Raw genomic sequence first — 19,236 nt, forward strand, 5'->3', positions numbered from 1 at the left:
CGAACCGATTCCCCACGCCTCCCCTTTCGCGCTGGCGCACGCCTACGACCAGGTGGTTGCGGTTGTCCTGAGCGACATACCGGCCTCGCACGCCCTGGAGACATACCTGAACCGCGTCGAGGCGGACGCCGGCAAAGGGACAAGATCGTGAGAGACGTTGCCGTGGCCCCTGGATGAGACAGACCGAGGACACGCAGGCCGGCATCACGGAACAGGACATTCCAATTGAGGGCCTACACAAGCCGTAGGCTCGCATTTCCGGTGTCCCCTTCCTACTGACGGTGACCCTTTTCTGGCCTGAGGGACAGAGCAGTGAGACGAACTCCCGCCTGATCCTTCACCGCTAGTAGCGGTTGATGCCCGCCTCGGGAGTAGCCAAAAGATCGGCTATATGTCGGCGGGTGGCCGCGCTAAAGTCCTCACCGGGGAAGGGCTAGACATCAGCGGAAGGCCGTCACCGTGGCCAGTGAGTTAAGCGAGTTGCTGCGGCGGCTACGGCGCCGGGCGGGGATGACCCAGGAGGAGCTGGCGGAGCGCTCCGGAGTGGGTGTGCGATCCATCCGCGGCCTGGAGACCGGCGAGCGATCCGACCCACGCGTGACCACGGTGCGGCTGCTGGCCGATGCGCTGGAGCTTGGCCCCGAAGAGCGCGAGGAGTTGCTGAGCGCTGCCGTCCGCCGAAGTTCTGACAGCGACCCGGGGAATCGGTACGCGCAGGTCGGGTACGCCCGCTGGGACGAGCCCGCCGGGGGGCGGCCGGGTCCTAGCGAGCCGGGTTCGGCATCGAGTGCCCCACTGGCCGATATTGCCAAGCAGCTCGCGGGGATGGTGGCTTCCCGCTGGTGGCATGAGCAAGAGCTACTGCAGGGTGAGGATCCCTTCCCGCTGCCGGTGCGCTGGCAGCGGGCCTCAGGCGAATTGACCGACGACCGGGCTAACATCCGCCGTCTTCCGCCGGGAAGTGTGGCCGGCCTGATGGACCTCAGCGGTCGTCTGGATGACGTTGCGGAGGTATACCGACGGATACCGTCCGGACGGCTGGTGGTACTGGGAAGGCCCGGCTCTGGAAAGTCCGTTCTGGCTGTGCGGTTCGCCCGTCGCTACCTGGCGTCGAGGGACGGTCGCGATCCTGTTCCGGTGATCTTCAGCATCGGCGGGTGGAACCCCGCCGCCGTCACCCTGACAGAGTGGCTGACTGGCCAATTGGCGTGCGATTACCCCAATCTGGCTGTCCCCGGCCCAGGTGGAGCGAGCATGGCCGCCATGTTGATCGAGGACGACCGCGTACTCCCGGTGCTGGACGGCTTCGATGAAATCGCCGACGGTCTGCGGCGCCGCGCTCTGGAGGAGCTCAACACCACCACTCTGCCTCTGCTGCTCACCAGCCGCCCGGCTGAATACGCCGCCGCCGTGGCAGAGAGCGACGTGCTCACCTGCGCCGCCGCTATCGAGCTGATCGATCTCACTCTGGAGGACCTGGCCCACTACCTGCCGCGCACCACCTACAAGGCCAGCGGCGCGAGCTCCGCCTCACATGTCTGGGATCCCGTGCTCGCCGAGCTGCTCAAGCGGGGGCGCAGCCGGTCCGGTGCCAATCTTGCCGCGGTGCTGACCACTCCGCTGATGGTCGCGCTCGCCCGCATCCTCTACAGCGAAGTCCCCGAGCGCGACCCTTCCGAACTCCTGGACACCGCCCGGTTCCCAACCCCCGAGGCCCTTGAAGAACATCTCCTGGACGCTGTCGTCCCCGCCGCCTATCGCCGCTCGTCAGGCGAGCGCAGCAGGGGACGTCGCCGCCAGCGGCACTGGGATCCCGAGCGTGCCCAGCACTGGCTCGGGTACCTCGCCACGCACATGAGCAGCCTCGCTACACCGGATCTGGAATGGTGGCGACTGGGCACCACCGTGAACCGGTTCTCTCGCCTGTTCGTGCTCGGGGTGCTCACCGCGCTGGCCGTCGGGACGACAACCGCGCTCGTGAGCATCCCCGTGGACCTTGTCTCGGCATCGCACGGGCTCGGCTCCGCGCTTGAACGGGGGCTCGCGGTCGGGCTGGCGGCCGGGCTCGCTTGCGTCATCTTGTACGGGGCCGGCTACCCGGAAGGGGCGGGAGAGGCAGAGCCCTCGCGCCTGCGCGTCCCGATCTTCGGCAGACGCCGGGAGATACGCAGGAGGCTCCTCCCCAGGTTCGGGCTAGGGCTCGTCTTTGGGCTGCTGGCCGCACTGACGCTGGCGCTCGCGGGAGTCATGGTCGCGGGGCTCGGGCTGGATGGCGGGCTCGCGGGCTCGCTCGTGTTCGTGCCCGGAGTCGGGCTCGGGACCGGGCTGTTGCTTGGCCTGATGACCCTGCTGGAAGAGCCCGATGACACCCGGTCCGCCGCCAGCCCCACCGATCTCTTGAACACCAGTCGAAGGAATGCAGTCTTCCAACTGCTCTCCTGGGCACTGCTGTTCATGCTCGTGGCCGGAATCGTCAACCGGTTCACGGCGTGGCATGGGTACGGGATTAGTGCCGCGCTTGAGGCAACCTTCGGGCTTGGACTCGGATACAGGATCAGTCTCACCGCCTGGGGCCAGTGGGTGGCACTAGTACGCATCTGGCTGCCCCTGACCGGGCGAGTGCCCTGGGCATTGATCGCCTTCCTCGACGACGCATGCCAACGAGGCGTGCTACGCCGAACCGGCGCGGACTATCAGTTCCGTCACCCCCGACTGCAGCATCATCTTGCGCAGACGTCAGGATGCGAAGCTGAGCCGGCCCCAGGACTGCACGCCGAGCTCAACGACCTCCCGCCCGTCGAAACCGCCCCCTCGAACCCGTCTGCCGGGGCGGAACGGAGAGTGGTCCGGGTCTACTCGCGGGCAGGGGGCCGCGGGGGTCAGCATCGCCGTGAGGGCGGGGACAGCGAGCGTCATCGTCTCGTTGCGGAACTCGCCGAGCACACTGCCCCGGGCAAAGAGGTGCCTCTGCAGGTGCAGATCGTCACTGGTGGCGGCAGCCGTGGTGCACTCCTACGCGAGTTCCACGTTCCGGATACGGGGGCTCGCCTCCTAATCACGGTCCATGCACCGGCGCTGGTCATCACTAGCGAGTTGCAGCAGGAGGTGACCGTCCTGCCCAGGCAGGATTCGGACGTCCTTCACTTCGGCATCCGAGCGAATCAGCCCGGGCTCCACGAGGTGACGGTGCGCGCGTTCCGCAAGGGCACCTTCCTCGGAGAGGTGCGCTGCCAGATCTCCGTGGAAGCCGGTGGAACCACCCGTGGCGGACCGCCCCACTCTACCGACCTGGAGACACTCGCCTTCGACCCTGGCGAAGTGACCCTGCAGGTCCTCAGAAGCGGACCAGGGGCCTTCACGTTCCAACTGCTGAGCGAGACCTGCTACGCACCCGAGACCTTCCAGGCCGGCCACCCACACGAGGCGGCCACCCGAATCTTCCACGCACTCAAGGAGGCCGCTGCGAAGGCCGGCCAAGTCGACGCGGCATTCCTTCGCTCTCGGCTGCGGGCACACGGCGTTCAGTTATGGACCTCGGCGGTCCCGCAAACTGTCCAGCACCAGTTTTGGGAACAGAGCCGCCGCATCACCTCCTTCACGATCCTCGGCGAGCACGACGTCATCCCGTGGGAACTGCTGTACCCGCTCAACGAAGGCCACGATCAGGGCTTCTTGGCCGAATGGCTCCCCGTCGTTCGACGCGTCTTCGGCCAGGACCGAGTCCGCGAGCTGGCCCTGGGAAAGATGACATTCGTCGTCCCCCCAGGATCTCCCACCCACGCCCTTCAAGAAGTCCGTGCACTGCGCGCTCGCTTCGGTCCGGGACTAGAAGACCTCGGTGTGCTCAAACGGCGCGAGGCGCTTACCAACCTCATAGAAGTCGGCCTCGGCGGGCTCTTGCACTTCGCCTGCCACAACACATTCACGGCCGCGGGATCACAGGTGTCGATGGCTGACGGCCCCTTCGCCCCGATCGATCTGGCCGTCGCCGCACAACTGCGCAGCCTGCGTGCTGAACACCCGCTGGTCTTCTTCAACGCCTGCCGCAGTGCAGGGGAAATCGACTGGTTCGGCGAAACGCTGGGGTGGGCTCCGCAGTTCCTGCGGGCGGGCGCCGGAGCGTTCATCGGCACGCTGTGGCCGGTCCGCTCCCAGTCCGCGCTGGACTTCGCGGACGCCTTCTACGAACAGCTCATCACCCACCGAAGGCCCCTTGGCCAGGCATCCTTGCAGGCCCGCCAGAGCATCAGAGGTCAGGATGGCGATCCGACCTGGCTGGCCTACGCCGTCTACGGCAGTCCCGCTGCCGCCGCCCACACCCCGATATAAAGGAGCTGGCCCAGTGACTGATCCGGTCTTCGTCGTCCACGGCGTCGCCAACCGCGACCCTTCGGGTTTCACCGCCGCCGTCGCCGCGCTCCAGGCGGCTTCCAGCGTCGAGATGCATCCGGTGTACTGGGGCGACCTCGGCGCCCAGGACCAGCACATCGCAGCCACCCTCCCACCGAGCGGCGCTCCGACCGACATCCTGCGCGCCATGAGTGGAGCACCGCACACCACGGCAGACGACGCCCTGGCAGCCGACCTGTTCGACACACGTACCCCCTCACCGGACGCCCTTACACACGTTGAACAAACGCTTCGCGAGCACCTCACCGCCACAGCGGAGGACCACGACGACGGATTGAGGGACGGCGACTTCACGCCCATCGACAGTGACCAGGTCGCGGAGTACCTGACCGAAGCGTGGGACGAAACGACCTGGCTGCAGTGCACGGACGACGTCTTCCTACTGACCGAGGTCGGACGGAACCTCGCCCGGACTCTGCTCGACGACGTGCCTCAGGACGAGTTCGGCTACGCCGAGCTGCGCAGCTCAGAGCCAACCGACTCTCAGGGTCGACTGCGCTCGCTCGTCCGCAGACGCCTGTCCGACCTTGACCGCGTGGCCGGAGCAGCGATCCAAGCGGCTGTCGGCCGCATGAACCACGCGCTGAGGTCCCGTTTCGGCCCCGGGACAACACGCTTTCTGGGGGACGTCCTCGTCTACCAGCGCCATCAGGCCGCAATTCACACCCGGATACGGGCGTCCATCGACGCCGTCGACCCCGAGCTCGGCCGGTCCGCAGACCGACCCGTACGGGTGGTGGCCCACAGCCTCGGCGGAGTCATCGCCGTGGACATGGCCACAAGCACGAGCCCACTGTGGACTGAAAGGCTGCTCACATTCGGCTCGCAAGCAGCCTTCTTCCACGTCTGCGACCCTCGTGGCGGACAGCTTGAGCCGTACAGCGGAGCCCAACGCGTCGCTCTCCCCGCATCCCTCGCTCACTGGACCAACCTGTGGGAGCCGCTCGACGTGCTGGCTTTCGCAGCCTCCAACGTCTTCCAACTACACGACGGCAGAAGCCCGCTGGACATCCCCGTCCCGCACTCGGCCAGCACCGGCTTGTGGACCCATTCCGCGTATTGGGATTCCCCCGAAGTCGCCACAGTCATCGGCCGAGCCATGCGCGCCGGATCCGCACCAACCGATGCGCTGATCAGGCCCGACCACAGTCAAGACACAGACGCGTGATAGGCGGCCGAGTCCATGAACACATTGGCGACGCCGTGTGACCAGACGTCCGTCAGCTGCGGATGAACTGACGGACAGCGGCAGCTTCAAGGGACAAGATCGTGAGACAGAAGTGCCGTGTCCTTCAATGAGACAGTCGAGAAACACCAGGCCGTCACGGGACATTCCAATTGTGAACCGACAACAAGGCAATGCCCCTGTCCGGCCCAGGGCTCAAGGAAGTGGAGGTAGACGACCTCCACTGCACGCTGCTGCACGCCGTCGGCCTCAGCAACGTGGATAAGGCAGCCGTGGGCGCTCCCTGCGTCCTCACTTACGACCGGCCCGCGGTCGGCAACGTGGCCGTGGAGATCAGCGGCTGGCCAAGCCACCCCTTCAAGGAGATCGTGGAGACGCTCACGCAGGTGATGGAGCGGCGGTTCGGGCCGTTCAAGTCTGCGCAGAGCCGCTACCCGCACATCTCCCTCGCCTACACCACCAGCGGCGCCGAGGATATCGACGCGACCGACCTCAAGGCGGCTCTGGCCGCCATAGGCCAGCCACTTTCGGGGACGGTGCTTATGGACCGGTTGCATCTCGTCGAGCAGTGGCACGACGGGGCGCGCATCACGTGGACCCCCATCGCCGAGGTTGCTCTCACCGGGGAGGTGCCGGCATGACCTGGCCCGGCACCCGACCGATCCACGGTGACCGGGTCGTCGTCATCACCGGAAAGGGGACGATGGACTTCGTCGGCAACATCAAGACAGTGGGCGTCCGGCGTGACGGCCACGGTTTTGTGGAGCCGACCTTGCCGGACGCCGACCCGCAGCAGCACCGCACGTTGGAAAACCTGACGACGAGATTCGAGTACTGGATGTACTCCGGGGACAAGACGGTGTACCTGTCCCCGCCCTTGCGGGTCCGGGGGACACACCGGATCGAAGACGGATCGCTGGTCGTCGTCGCGGCGCCCTGAAAGAACGCCTACCTCAGTGACACGGGCAGGCGCTCTCACGGAAGAGCCCGTCATACGCGCTGTAGGGCCCTGGTCCTTTCGGATGCCGTAGCGTCAGGCCGAACGCGGCGATGGAGGCGGGATGGCCACGGGGTGGGAGCAGCAGCACGAGGAGGTCCTCGGAGAGGGCCCTTGGGCCCGCGTGCAACGACTGGCCCGGCAGCTGACGGAACGCAGAATCGGTTACTCCGCAGGCGACATGGACGCCTATGAGGCCGGTGAGCACACTCCTGAAGCAGCGGCCGAACGGAGGCGCACCTGGCTGCCGGCCTCTCGACTGCTGGCGCTGGCTCTGTGGAGGGCAGCGCGCGACGCTGGCCTCCTTGTCGATGATGCCTTCACCGACGGGGTCTGCTGGGGTGTCACAGGCCGGCCAATCGGTTCCACAAGCACGCAAGCATTCAACGCGTTCACAAGGTCGAGGTCTTGCGAGGCTTCCGCCGGCTGGATTCCGGGGGCGTACTGGGGTCTGTCCGGCGCTTCGGGAAGCGGAGCAGGAGTGCCGGCTGGTCTCTGCCGTGCAACGGTGCGCCTGCGCGCGTGCCGGGCTCGGTAGACGGTGGTGAAGGAATGGGTGTGTGGTGCTCACAGTCGTGGTTGAGGGCGGGCCCTTGGGGCTTGGGCGGGTCCAGCAGCTGGATATCGAGATGCCCGTAGACCGGGTGGTGGTGGCCTATTACGGACGGCATGAGCATTTCGAGCTGACGGGCGAGAAGGCGCGGGTGGAGGGCCATGACGTGCCGGTCTTCCGCTGGAGCTACAGCACGGCCATCGCCGAGTAGGCCAGGTGACGGGCATGCCGGTTTCGCATGAGGTGCCGATCGCCATCGTCGGAATCGGTTGCCGTCTGCCTGGCGGCGTGCGGTCGCCTGAGGAATTCTGGCAACTGCTGTGTGATGAGAAGGACGCCCTGTGCGGGTTTCCCGACGACCGCGGCTGGGACCTGGTCAGGCTGTTCCATCCCGACCCCGACCACCGAGGCACCGTCCCCACACAACGTGGCGGATTCCTGGACCGCACAGGGGAGTTCGACGCCGGATTCTTCGGGATACCCCCGCGCGAGGCGGTGGCCATGGACCCGCAGCAGCGGCTGATGCTGGAGGTCTCCTGGGAGGCGCTGGAGCGCGCGGAGATCGATCCAAGGTCGCTGCGCGGGACGGCTACCGGTGTGTTCACTGGGGTTATCTACGGGGAGTACGCGGCCGCCCGGCTCATGCGTGCCCCCGGCGGCATGGAGAAGTACGACGAGTTCTTCTACACGGGCACCGGCGGCAGTGTCGTCTCGGGACGGGTCGCCTACACGCTGGGCCTCCAGGGGCCCGCGATCTCGGTGGACACGGCTTGCTCGTCCTCGCTGGTGGCACTGCATCTCGCCTGCCAGGCGCTGCGCTCGGGCGACTGCGAACTCGCCCTCGTCGGCGGCGTCACCGTGCTGTCGACTCCCGGCGTCCTGCTGGAGCTCGGCAGACAGGGGGTGTTGACCGCGGACGAGCGCGTCAAGGCGTTCTCGGCCACGGCTGACGGTACGGCTCTCGGCGAGGGCGCGGGCGTCCTGGTCCTGGAGCGGCTGTCGGATGCGCGAAGCCGCGGGCGGCGGATCCTGGCCGTGGTCCGTTCTACCGCGGTCAACCAGGACGGTGCGAGCGACGGACTGCGCGCTCCCAATGGCGTCGCGCAACGGCTCGTCATCCAGCGGGCGTTGGCCGCAGCCGGTCTCGCTCCTGGTGAGATCGACATGGTGGAGGCGCACGGTACCGGGACCAGGCGAGGGGACGAGATCGAGGCGCGGGCGCTTCAGGAGGCGTATGGGCAGAACCGGACGGACGGGCAGCCGCTGTGGCTGGGGTCAGTCAAGCCGAACATCGGTCACACGCAGGCCGCTTCGGGCGTCACCGGTGTGATCAAGGCGGTGCTGGCGCTGCAGCACGGGGTGCTGCCGCGCACTCTGTACGTGGAGGAACCCACCCGCCGGGTGGACTGGTCGTCCGCCGCGGTGCGCGTGCTGGATCGGGCCCGTGCCTGGCCGGAAACCGGACGGCCCCGTCGGGCTGGTGTGTCGTCCTTCGGGATCAGCGGCACGAATGTCCACGCCATCCTCGAGCAGGCTCCGGCGCCGGTGTCCGAGGTTGCGTTCACGGCGCCCGGTGGCACACGGCCGATGGCCGTCGGGCGCTTTCCCTGGGTGGTCTCGGCCCGGTCGGACACCGCCCTGCGTGCCCAGGCCCAGCGGCTGCTGGACCACGTCGGCCAGGTCCCGGGGGTGGACGCAGCCGACATCGCCTTCTCTCTGGCCACCACACGTACCGCCTTCGAACACCGCGCCGTCGTCACCGGCCGGGACCGGGACGAACTGCTGTCCGGCACCCGGGCGCTGGCCGCTGGCAGACCCGCGGCGAGCCTGATCAGGGGCACGGCCAGTGCAGGCCCTGGCCCGCTGTTCCTCTTCCCCGGACAGGGCTCGCAGTGGACCGGCATGGCTGCGGAACTTCTCTCTTGCTCAACGGCCTTCCACCGGTACGTCGAAGAGTGGGACGCGGCCCTGGCCCCCTACGTCGACTGGTCGCTTCTCAATGTGCTGCGCGGTGCCGACGGCGCACCCTGGCTCGACAGGGTGGACGTCGTGCAGCCGGTGCTGTGCGCGGTGATGGTGTCGCTGGCCGGGCTGTGGCGGGACTACGGCGTGGAGCCGGCGGCCGTGTGCGGACACTCCCAGGGCGAGATCGCCGCCGCGTGTGTCGCGGGCGCGCTGTCGGTGCCGGATGCCGCGCGGGCCGTGGCGCTGCGCAGCAAGGCGCTGCTGGCACTCGCAGGTCGCGGGGCCATGCTCTCGGTCAACCTGGCCGAGGAGGAGGTCGTGCCGCAACTCGCCCCGTGGGAGGGCAGGTTGTCGCTTGCTGCCGTCAACGGTCCGGACAGTTCCGTGGTCTGCGGTGACCCGGACGCCGTCGATGCCCTGGCCGACCGGTGCCGGGCGCATGGTGTGCGCGTGCACCGGATCGCCGTGGACTACGCATCGCACTCCTCCCAGGTCGCGGAGGTACGGGAGCGGATACTCGACGACCTGGATCCGCTGGAGCCGCGGCCGCCGCGCGTCCCCTTCTACTCCACCGTGTCCGCAGCGCCCTTGGGCACCACCGTGCTGGACGCCGCTTACTGGTACGAGAACCTGCGGCGCCCGGTTCGCTTCGAGCAGACCGTACGCAGGCAGCTGGACGACGGCTATCGCGTCTTCGTCGAGGTCAGTCCCCACCCACTGCTCGCCGCGGGGATTCAGGACACCGCCGGCGCCGCGGGCGTTGACATCGCGGTACTTGGGACGCTGCACCGGGGCGAGGGCGGCGGCGCCCGGATGCTGACGGCGCTGGCCGAGGCATGGACGCACGGCGCGGAGGCGGATTTCAGCGCGGTGTTCGCCGGGACGGGGGCGCGCAGAACAGCACTGCCCACCTACGCCTTCCAGCGCACTTGTTACCTTCCCGATCCGCCGGAGCACCTCTCGGACGCGCGAGATCCGTCCGGCGCGACCGCTTCACCTGCCCCGACGCCAGACGCGCTGCCAAAGGAGCAGGCACCACTGCTCGGACGGCTCGGCTCGGTGCCGGAACGGGAACGTGAGTTTGTGCTGCTGGGCCTCGTCCGGGAACACGTCGCCGCACTTCTCGGCTACGAGGACCCCGCAGACGTACCGCCTGGCCGCGCCTTCCGGGAGATCGGCCTCACCTCGGTCACCGGTGTCGCGTTGAGCCGTCGGCTGAGTACGGAGACCGGGCTGAGACTGCCGTCCGCCGCCGTGTACGAGCACCCCACTCCCACCGCTCTGGCCCGTTACCTGCAGGGGGAGCTGACCGGACCGAACGGGCAGGCGCCCGCCGGCCGGGCGCCGTCGCGGCCCGACTCGCTGGAAGCCATCGAGACGATGGACGAGGCGAGTCTGCTCCGGCTGGCCGGAGAAGAAGCAGACCCCTGATCTCTGGAACTTCCCCGACCCTGTCCGCCGAACGGATCCACTGCCGAAGGGGCAGCGCATCATGGACGTGTCACGTGCACAGCTCACTTCCGCACTTCGCAGGTCCCTGCGGGAGAGCGAACGACTGCGGCGGCAGATCGAGGAACTGCAGCAGGCCGCACACGAGCCCATCGCCCTCGTCGGGATGGCCTGCCGCCTTCCCGGGGGCACGCGCACGCCCCACGACCTGTGGCGGCTCCTGCTGGAGGGGCGGGAGGTGCTCTCCGAATGGCCGGCCGGCCGAGGCTGGGACCGGGAGGCGCTCTACGACCTCGATCCCGACCGGGTGGGCACCGTGTACACGCGCAGCGGGGGTTTCTTGGACGACGCCGATGGCTTCGACGCCGAGTTCTTCGGCATCTCCCCGCGCGAAGCCCTGGCGATGGACACCCAGCAGCGGCAGATCCTGGAAGTCACCTGGGAAGGTTTGGAGCAGGCCGGGATCGACCCGAAGTCGCTGCACGGCAGCCGCACCGGAATCTACAACGGGGTCTCGTTCCAGGACTACGGTGCCCGGCTGATGGCGGCGCCGGAGGGACTCGACGAGTTCGAGGGGTACTTCGTCAGCGGCAGTCAAAGCGCCGTCCTGTCGGGCCGGGTCGCCTATCAACTGGGCTTTGAGGGACCGGCGGTGACTGTGGACACCGCCTGCTCCTCGTCGCTTGTGGCACTGCACCTCGCCTGCCAGGCACTGCGCTGGGGCGACTGCGAACTCGCCATCGCGGGTGGAGTGACCGTGATGTCGACGCCGGGCATTCTGCTGGAGTTCGCCAGGCAGCGCGGGCTGGCCCGGGACGGACGGCTCAAGGCGTTCTCCGCCGAGGCCGACGGCACCGTGTTCGGGGAGGGCGCGGCCGTCCTGGTCCTGGAGCGCCTGTCGCAAGCGCAGCGCCGCGGGCGGCGGATCCTGGCCGTGGTCCGCGCCACGGCGATCAACCAGGACGGCGCCAGCAACGGGCTGACCGCACCCAGCGGGCCGGCTCAGCGCAAGGTCATCCGCCAGACGCTGACCGCCGCGGGGCTTGAGAGCGCGGATGTGGACGCCATGGAGGCGCACGGCACCGGCACCCGGCTCGGCGACCCGATCGAAGCCCAGGCCATCCTGGACACCTATGGACAGGGCCGGCCCGCAGACCGGCCGTTGTGGCTCGGATCCCTGAAGCCGAACATCGGGCACGCGCAGTGTGCGGCGGGCGCGGCCGGTGTGATCAAGATGGTGCTCGCGATGCGGCACGGCCTGCTGCCACGCACGCTCCAGGTGACCGAACCCACCCCGCACGCCAACTGGTCGTCCGGAGCAGTCAAGCTCCTCACCGAGCAGCAGTCCTGGCCCATCACCGGCAGGCCGCGCCGGGCCGCGGTGTCCTCCTTCGGGGCCAGCGGCACCAACGCGCACGCCATCATCGAACAGGCGCCGCCGGAAGGCGGTCCTCCGGGATCCGGCACACCGGCCGACTCACGCCAGGCGGCGCTCGTACGGGTGCCCTGGGTGCTGTCGGCGCGCACGGAGGCCGCCCTGTGCTCCCAAGGCGCCCGCCTGTACACATACGTTGCTTCCGCGGAGCCCGCGCCGGACCCGCACGACGTGGGACTGACACTGGCGACCGCCCGTACGGCCTTCGAGCACCGCGCGGTCGTGACAGGCTCGGACCGGGAAGCGTTGCTCAGGGGACTGCGAGCCCTGGCCGCCGGAGAGGAGGCGACGAACCTCGTCCGCGGCGTGTGCGCCGAGGGCTCCGTGGGTCGGCTCGCGGTCCTGTTCACAGGGCAGGGCAGCCAGCGCCCGGGCATGGGGCGTGAACTCGCTGCCTTCTTCCCGGAGTTCTCCTCCGCACTGGACGAGGTGTGCGCCGAGTTCGACCGCGTGCTCGAACGACCACTGCGCGAGGTGCTCTTCGCTCCCCCGGAATCCGCGTCCGCTGGCCTGCTGCACCGTACCGGATGGGCTCAACCCGCCCTGTTCGCCTTCGAAGTGGCGCTGTACCGGCACTTCGCGCACTGGGGTGTACGGCCGGACTTCCTCATCGGCCACTCCGTGGGCGAGCTGACCGCGGCGCATGCGTCAGGGATCCTCTCCCTGCCGGACGCCGTACATCTGGTCGCCGCGCGAGCCCGACTGATGCAAGCCCTGCCGGGCAACGGGGCGATGTACGCGCTGGAAGCGAGCGAGGCCGAGGTACTCGCCCTGATCGAGGGGTTCGAGGACAGCGTCTCGATCGCCGCGGTCAACGGGCCCCGGTCGGTGGTGATTTCCGGGGACGGAACCGCAACGGCCCGCATCGCCGCCCACCTGTCGCAACAGGGCGGCAGGACAAACCAGCTGACGGTCAGTCATGCCTTCCACTCGCCGCTGATGGAAGGCATGCTGGAGGAATTCCGGAAGGCCGCCGCGGCCGTGGACTACCGGCCCGGGCGCATTCCTGTTGTGGCCAACCTGACGGGACGTCTGGCGGACGGCGTGGAACTGCGCTGCGCCGACTACTGGGTGCACCATGTCCGCGAAGCCGTCCGGTTCGCTGACGGCATCCGCCGACTGGATTCCCAGGGGGTGACCACCTATCTGGAACTGGGTCCCGACGCCGCGCTGACGGCCATGGTGCCCTCATCCGTCTCCGGCAAGCCGCTGCTGCTCGCCGCGCAGCGCCGCAACCGCACGGAGACCGATGCCTGCGCGGCCGCTCTCGCCGGGCTCCACGCCCACGGGATCCCGGTGGACTGGAAGGCCGTCTACAGCGGTACCGGGGCACGCCTGGTGGACCTGCCCACCTACCCCTTCCAGCACCAGAAGTTCTGGCTGAACCCGCACCCGCCGGCCAAGGACCCCTCGGCGCTCGGGCTCGAATCCCCCGACCATCCGTTCCTGGGCGCCATCACGGAACTCGCGGACTCACAGGGATACCTGTGCTCGGGCCGCCTGTCCCGCCAGGCCCACCCCTGGCTCGCCGACCACGCGGTGCACGACGTCGTGGTCGTACCCGCCACCGGGATCGTGGAGTGCGTCGCCCGCGCCGGACAGGAGGCAGGCTGCCCACACGTGGCAGAGCTGACCCTCCAGGCCCCGCTGCTCCTGCCGGACCAGCGAAGCGTGCGGCTGCAGGTGTCCGTGGACGACGCCGATGCCGCAGGCAGCCGCCAGTTCCGGGTGTACTCCCGGGACGAAGACGCAGGGTGGATCCTCCACGCCTCCGGAACGCTCACCTCGGCGGCCGCCGTACGGACCGTCGCCGAGGCCGCCTGGCCGCCCCCCGGAGCCGAGGAGCACGATCCCGCCGAGTTGTACGCACGGATCGCGGACCGGGGCTATCAGTACGGGCCCGCCTTCCGCGGCGTACGCACCCTGTGGCGGCGCGGCGACGAGCTGTTCGCCGAAGTCGCGCTCGCCCCGGAACAGGAGCGCGAAGCGGCCCGCTACCGGGTCCACCCGGCGCTGCTCGACGCCGCCCTGCAGCCGTCGGTCCTGCTCCGGCGGGACCCGGACGGAGCACAGCTGCCCTTCGCCCTCACCGGCATCGAACTGCACGCTCGCGCTGCCTCGCGGCTTCGGGTGCGCATCGCCTCCACCTCCCCCGGCGCGTTCTCCGTCGAGGCCATGAACGAGGCGGGCCAACCCGTCGCCTGCATCGAGGCGTTGACGACCCGCCCGGTGGCCGCCGACCAGTTGCGGGCCGCCGCCGGGATGCACAGCACATCCCTGTTCCGGGTGGAGTGGACCGAGCCGACGCCTCCCGCGCCGCCGAGGCAGGCCGGCCCCGTCACGGTCCTGGGCGACCCCAGCCAGAACCTCGCCCTGGCACTGACCGCGGCGGGCATACCGACGGACACCCTCGACGGGCTGCCGCAGCTGCGCGCAGCCCTCGACAAGGGAGCACCGGCGCCCCGGACCGTGCTCGCCTGCCTGGATGGCCCCGGTGCCGACGACAGCTCCCGGGACCCGGTTCAGCAGGCGCATGCCGCTGCATCGAGGACGCTCACCCTCGTGCAGTCCTGGCTGGCCGACCCGCGCCTCGACGCCACCCAGCTCGTCCTGGTGACCCACGGGGCCCTCACCACGGGGCCCGCCACCGACCTCACGGCCCCTGCGCTGACCACAGCCCGAGGGCTGGTGCGCACGGCCCAGACGGAGAACCCCGGCCGCTTCGTCCTGCTCGATCTCGACGACAACCCGCCGCCCACGGCCCTCGCCGCGGCACTCGGCTTCGCCACCGCAGAAGACCAACTCGCCCTGCGGGACGGGAAAGTACTGGCTCCGCGGCTGGCGCGCGCGCACGCCGCCCGGGATGCCTCGCACACTCTGCCGCACCGCAACGGCACCGCCTTGATCACCGGCGGCACCGGGGGCCTGGGCGCCGCCGTCGCCCGGCACCTGGCCACAACCCACGGGGTACGGCATCTTCTGCTGGTCTCACGGCGCGGACCGCAGGCGCCGGGTGCCGAGCGTCTACGGGCCGAACTGACCGCCGCGGGAGCCGAGGCGACGATCGCGGCCTGCGACGTGGCCGACCGCGACGCGCTGGCACGCCTGCTGTCCGACATCCCCGCCGCACATCCCCTGGCCTGCGTCGTCCACACCGCCGGCGTCCTGGACGACGGAGTACTGGGCACCTTGACCGACGAGCGGATCGAGAGGGTCCTGCGTCCCAAGGCTGACGCAGCCTGGCACCTGCATGAGCTCACCAGCGGACACGACCTGTCGGCGTTCGTGCTGTTCTCCTCCTTCGCCGCACTGTCGGGGAGCCCGGGCCAGGCCAACTACTCGGCGGCCAACGCCTTCCTGGAAGCACTCGCCGTCCACCGCAGGGCACGTGGACTGGCCGCGACAGCACTGGCCTGGGGACCGTGGGCCGGGGAAGAAGGCATGGCCGCCCGGCTTGCCGCGGCGGATCGCGCACGCATGGAACGCGCCGGGATACTCCCCCTCGCCCACGGCCCGGCACTGGACCTGTTCGACGCCGCACTCACCGCCGACGAAGCCGTCCTCGCGCCCATCCACCTCGACACGCAAGCGCTACGAACCCGGGAGCCCAAGGACGTGCCGCCTCTGCTGCGCGCCCTGGCCACGCCCAGGACACACCCCACGGAACGTACCCAGGAAAGGGGCGGCCCCGCCCTGCCTCCGCTGGCAGCACTTCCGCCGGACCTGCGCGAGCAGACGGTCCTGGAGCATGTCCGGGCCGAAGTCGCCTCCGCACTGGGATACACGAACCCTCAAGCGGTGGCGGACGACCGTCTCTTCACCGACCTGGGCATCGACTCCCTCACCGCCATCGAACTACGCAACCAGCTGTCCACCGCCACCGGCCTCAAGCTGCCCGCCACCCTGCTATTCGACCACGCCACCGTCGGCTCACTGACCGTCGCCCTGTGCACAGAACTGGCCCGGACAGGCTGCTCCCCGGCAAACGGTCCCAGCGACGGCGCCCTGCCCGAGACGCGGATGCCCGACGCAGAACAGGACATCCAGACACTGGACGCCGACGGGCTGATCCGGCTGGCACTTGGAGACGACACGACCCCGTGAGCCGAGCTCCGAGCCGTGCCCGCGGCCGGAGGTACGGACAGGAGAGGAAGGCCATGTCCGACGACCGCACCGCAAAGCTCGTCGAGGCCCTGCGAGCCGCGCTGACGGAAAACACCCGCCTGCGGCAGGCGAATTCACTGAACGAAGAACCCGTCGCGATCGTCGGCACGGCCTGCCGCTACCCCGGTGCGGACAGTGCCGAGGCACTGTGGCGGCTTGTGGCCTCCGGAGGCGACTCAGTCCGCGGCTTCCCCACCGACCGGGGCTGGCCGGCCCGGCGCGCCACCGCAGGAAGCGGACTGCCACACGTGACCCAGGGCGGATTCCTCGACGGAGTACCGGACTTCGACGCCGACTTCTTCGGCATCCCGCCCGCCGAGGCACTGGCGATGGACCCGCAGCAGCGCCTGCTGCTGGAGACCGCCTGGGAAGCAATCGAACACGCCTGCCTCGACCCGCATGCCCTGCGCGGCAGCAACACCGGGGTCTTCCTCGGCGCCATGTACCACGACTACCAGGACCTGCTGGCCCGGGCGGCACCCGACGACGGGGACGTACTGGGCTACCTGTTCGCGGGAAATGCCAACAGCGTGGCATCCGGGCGGGTCGCCTACCACCTGGGCCTCGACGGGCCTGCGTTCACCGTGGACACCGCCTGCTCCTCGGCGCTCACCGCCGTCCACCTCGCCTGCCGGGCGCTGCGCCAGGGGGAGTGCGCCATGGCGCTAGCGGGCGGGGTGGCCGTGATGTCCACGCCGCACGCCTTCGGCGAGGTCGGACACTCCTACGGCCTGGCCGCGGACGGCCGCTGCAAGTCCTTCGCGGCTGCGGCCGACGGACCGGGCCTGGGAGAAGGCGTGGGGCTGCTCGTCCTGGAGCGGCTGTCGGACGCCCGACGCGGCGCCCATCCGGTCCTCGCGGTGATCCGGGGCAGTGCCATGAACCAGGACGGTGCCCGCAACGCCATGATCACCCCGAACGGGCAGGCCCGCGAACGCGTGATACGTCAGGCGCTGAAGGCAGCCGGCCTAAAGCCCTCGGAAGTGGACGCGGTGGAGGGCAACGGCACGGGCGCGCTCCTGGACGACCCCTACGAAGCGGAGGCCGTCCTCGCGGTGTACGGGCGGCACCGTCCCGCCGACGGGCCGCTGTGGCTGGGCTCGGTGAAGTCGAACATCGGCCATGCCCAGGCGGCCGGAGGCATCGCGGCCGTCGTCAAGATGGTGATGGCCATGCGGCACGGCACCCTGCCGCGCACCCTGCACGTCGACAAGCCGACCCCGCACGTCGACTGGACCACCGGCGCGGTACAACTCCTCACCGAAGCCCGCGACTGGCCACGCACCGGACACCCACGCCGCTGCGGAGTCTCCTCCTTCGGACTCAGCCACACCAACGTCCACCTCGTCCTCGAAGAACCCCCGCCCGAGACAACCGATCCCCCCGCGCACCCAGACGAACCGGCCGACTCCACCGCCGTACTGCCATGGGTTCTCTCAGCCCGCACCCCCGCCGCGCTACAGGCCCAGGCAGCCCGGCTGCGCGCCTGGCTGGAGGAGTTCCCGGATCTCCATACGGCCGATGTGAGCCTTTCCCTCGCAACGACACGGGCCGCCTTCACCGAGGAGCGAGCCGTACTGCTGGGTACCGACCGCGCCGGGTTCCTCGCCGGGCTGCGGGCCCTGGCCGAGGGCGGCCTGCCCGGACGGGTGGCGGACTGCACGGGCAGCCGGGGCACACCGGACACAGCCCACGCCCACGACCTGGCGCGGAGGTGGCTGAAGGGCGAACGCATCGACTGGGGGCCGGTGTTCGCAGGCACCGAAGCGCGCGGCGTCTCCCTGCCGACGTACGCATTCCAACGCCGACGCTACTGGCCCGAGACCACCCGCCAAGGCCCAACCCCATGACGTGGCGCGACGCCGAGCCGGCAGCAACAACACCACCGCAACCTCCAAGCGGCAACCACTGGATCCGCCGCTACCACACCGCCGCACCGAACGCACCGCTGCTGCTCTGCTTCCCACACGCCGGCGGAGCAGCCAGTTTCTTCCGCCCGCTGTCCGCAGCCCTGACCCCGTCCATCCAGGTCCTTTCCCTGCAGTACCCCGGACGGCAAGACCGGCGCACGGAGCCACCACTGGACTCGATCGACGCCTTGGCCACCCAAGCCCGCGAAGCGCTGCCACCGGGCATCACCGAGCGCCCGTGGGTGCTGCTGGGCCACAGCATGGGCGCACTCGTGGCCTTCGAACTCGCCCGTCGCGCGCGGAGCACCCCCACGGGACTCATCGTCTCCGGGCGCCGAGCCCCGCCAACCCACCGCGAGGAATACGCACACCTCCTCGACGACGACGGACTCGCCGCAGAGGCCGCGCGCCACGAAGGCCCTGCAGCCCACCTACTGGCCGACCCGGAGATCCGCAGCGCCGTACTCCCCTGCCTCCGCGCCGACTACACCGCAGCGGAGACCTACCACTACCGGCCAGGACCAGCTCTTCCGTGCCCGATGAGCGCGCTGACGGGAGACCGGGACCCACTGTGCACAGTGGAGGAAGCCACCTGCTGGAAGAAATGCACCGACGGATCCTTCCGCCTGCGCGTGTTCTCCGGCGCGCACTTCTTCCTCGACTTCCAGAACGCAGACGTAGTCACAGCAATACGCGAAGAGCTCGGAGCCATGAGGGCCGCGTCCACTGACACGGCACCGAGCCAAAGCCCGGCCGTCGATAACTGAGCCTCGCCCAATCTCACGCTGAGGCGTGTACATGCAAGCCCCTCCGCCAGCACGACGCTTCTGTTGCGCCACTCCAACCACGTCTCCCTCAGTCATCGCGCCTCCAAGGGGATTTCCAAGGCACCGAACAGGCTCACAGGGCAGACATCTACATCAGGGTCCACTGCGAATTCTCGCCGGCTCAACAGCTCGGGCACGCGAGGCTGCCCGCTCCCCCGGCTCAAGGCACACGCGGATGAAGTAGCGCACCATCGCATTTAACTGACGAGGCCTCAGTTGAATCAGCATTGAGTCAGCATGCACCCTACCGGAGGTGGTGACAGGTGGCGGCACATGCACATGCACCAATCCACTCTGCACCACCTCTGAGCTGCATACGTGCTGGCCAACCCACTTCACC

General features: G+C 69.3%; 8 protein-coding genes and 1 pseudogene. All 9 read left to right on the plus strand.

Annotated features, from left to right (window positions below):
• Positions 1-459: 459 nt before the first annotated feature.
• The 9 genes and pseudogenes from GR130_RS20770 to GR130_RS20810 all read left to right on the plus strand — a co-directional run bounded on the left by GR130_RS20770 (position 460) and on the right by GR130_RS20810 (position 18,836).
• Complete coding sequence (locus GR130_RS20770) at positions 460-4,329, plus strand: CHAT domain-containing protein (protein ID WP_159506101.1); 3,870 nt, start codon at positions 460-462, stop codon at positions 4,327-4,329.
• A 13-nt stretch (positions 4,330-4,342) separates the two neighbouring features.
• A complete protein-coding gene (locus GR130_RS20775; protein ID WP_159506102.1) occupies positions 4,343-5,578 on the plus strand; it encodes a hypothetical protein in 1,236 nt (411 codons plus the stop codon).
• Positions 5,579-5,799: 221 nt separating this feature from the next.
• Positions 5,800-6,237: a hypothetical protein gene (locus GR130_RS20780; RefSeq protein WP_159506103.1), complete on the plus strand. Its 438-nt coding sequence runs from the start codon at positions 5,800-5,802 to the stop codon at positions 6,235-6,237.
• Positions 6,234-6,536 carry a hypothetical protein gene (locus GR130_RS20785; RefSeq protein WP_159506104.1) on the plus strand — a complete coding sequence of 101 codons (303 nt, stop codon included), beginning with the start codon at positions 6,234-6,236 and terminating at the stop codon, positions 6,534-6,536. The genes GR130_RS20780 and GR130_RS20785 overlap by 4 nt, the downstream gene beginning before the upstream one ends.
• Positions 6,537-7,153: 617 nt before the next feature.
• Positions 7,154-7,357 (plus strand): DUF5988 family protein, encoded by a 204-nt coding sequence (locus tag GR130_RS20790; protein WP_159506105.1) that lies wholly within the window; start codon positions 7,154-7,156, stop codon positions 7,355-7,357.
• Between the two features lie 5 nt (positions 7,358-7,362).
• Positions 7,363-10,542: a type I polyketide synthase gene (locus tag GR130_RS20795; RefSeq protein WP_443043634.1), complete on the plus strand. Its 3,180-nt coding sequence runs from the start codon at positions 7,363-7,365 to the stop codon at positions 10,540-10,542.
• 67 nt (positions 10,543-10,609) lie between these two features.
• On the plus strand, positions 10,610-16,099 hold the full coding sequence (locus tag GR130_RS20800) for a type I polyketide synthase (RefSeq protein ID WP_443043775.1): 5,490 nt from the start codon (positions 10,610-10,612) through the stop codon (positions 16,097-16,099).
• A gap of 50 nt (positions 16,100-16,149) precedes the next feature.
• Positions 16,150-18,009: pseudogene (locus GR130_RS20805) on the plus strand (beta-ketoacyl synthase N-terminal-like domain-containing protein); the annotation flags it as partial.
• A complete protein-coding gene (locus tag GR130_RS20810) occupies positions 18,006-18,836 on the plus strand; it encodes a thioesterase II family protein (protein ID WP_159506109.1) in 831 nt (276 codons plus the stop codon). The pseudogene GR130_RS20805 and the gene GR130_RS20810, both read left to right, overlap by 4 nt.
• Positions 18,837-19,236: the final 400 nt, after the last annotated feature.

The sequence above is a fragment of the Streptomyces sp. GS7 genome (genome assembly GCF_009834125.1).
Taxonomy (GTDB): Bacteria; Actinomycetota; Actinomycetes; order Streptomycetales; family Streptomycetaceae; genus Streptomyces.

Excerpts from the sequence above, each read along its gene's own strand:
- GR130_RS20785 (WP_159506104.1), top strand. The coding sequence starts at position 6,234 with ATGACCTGGCCCGGCACCCGACCGATCCACGGTGACCGGGTCGTCGTC.
- GR130_RS20810 (WP_159506109.1), top strand. The coding sequence starts at position 18,006 with ATGACGTGGCGCGACGCCGAGCCGGCAGCAACAACACCACCGCAACCT.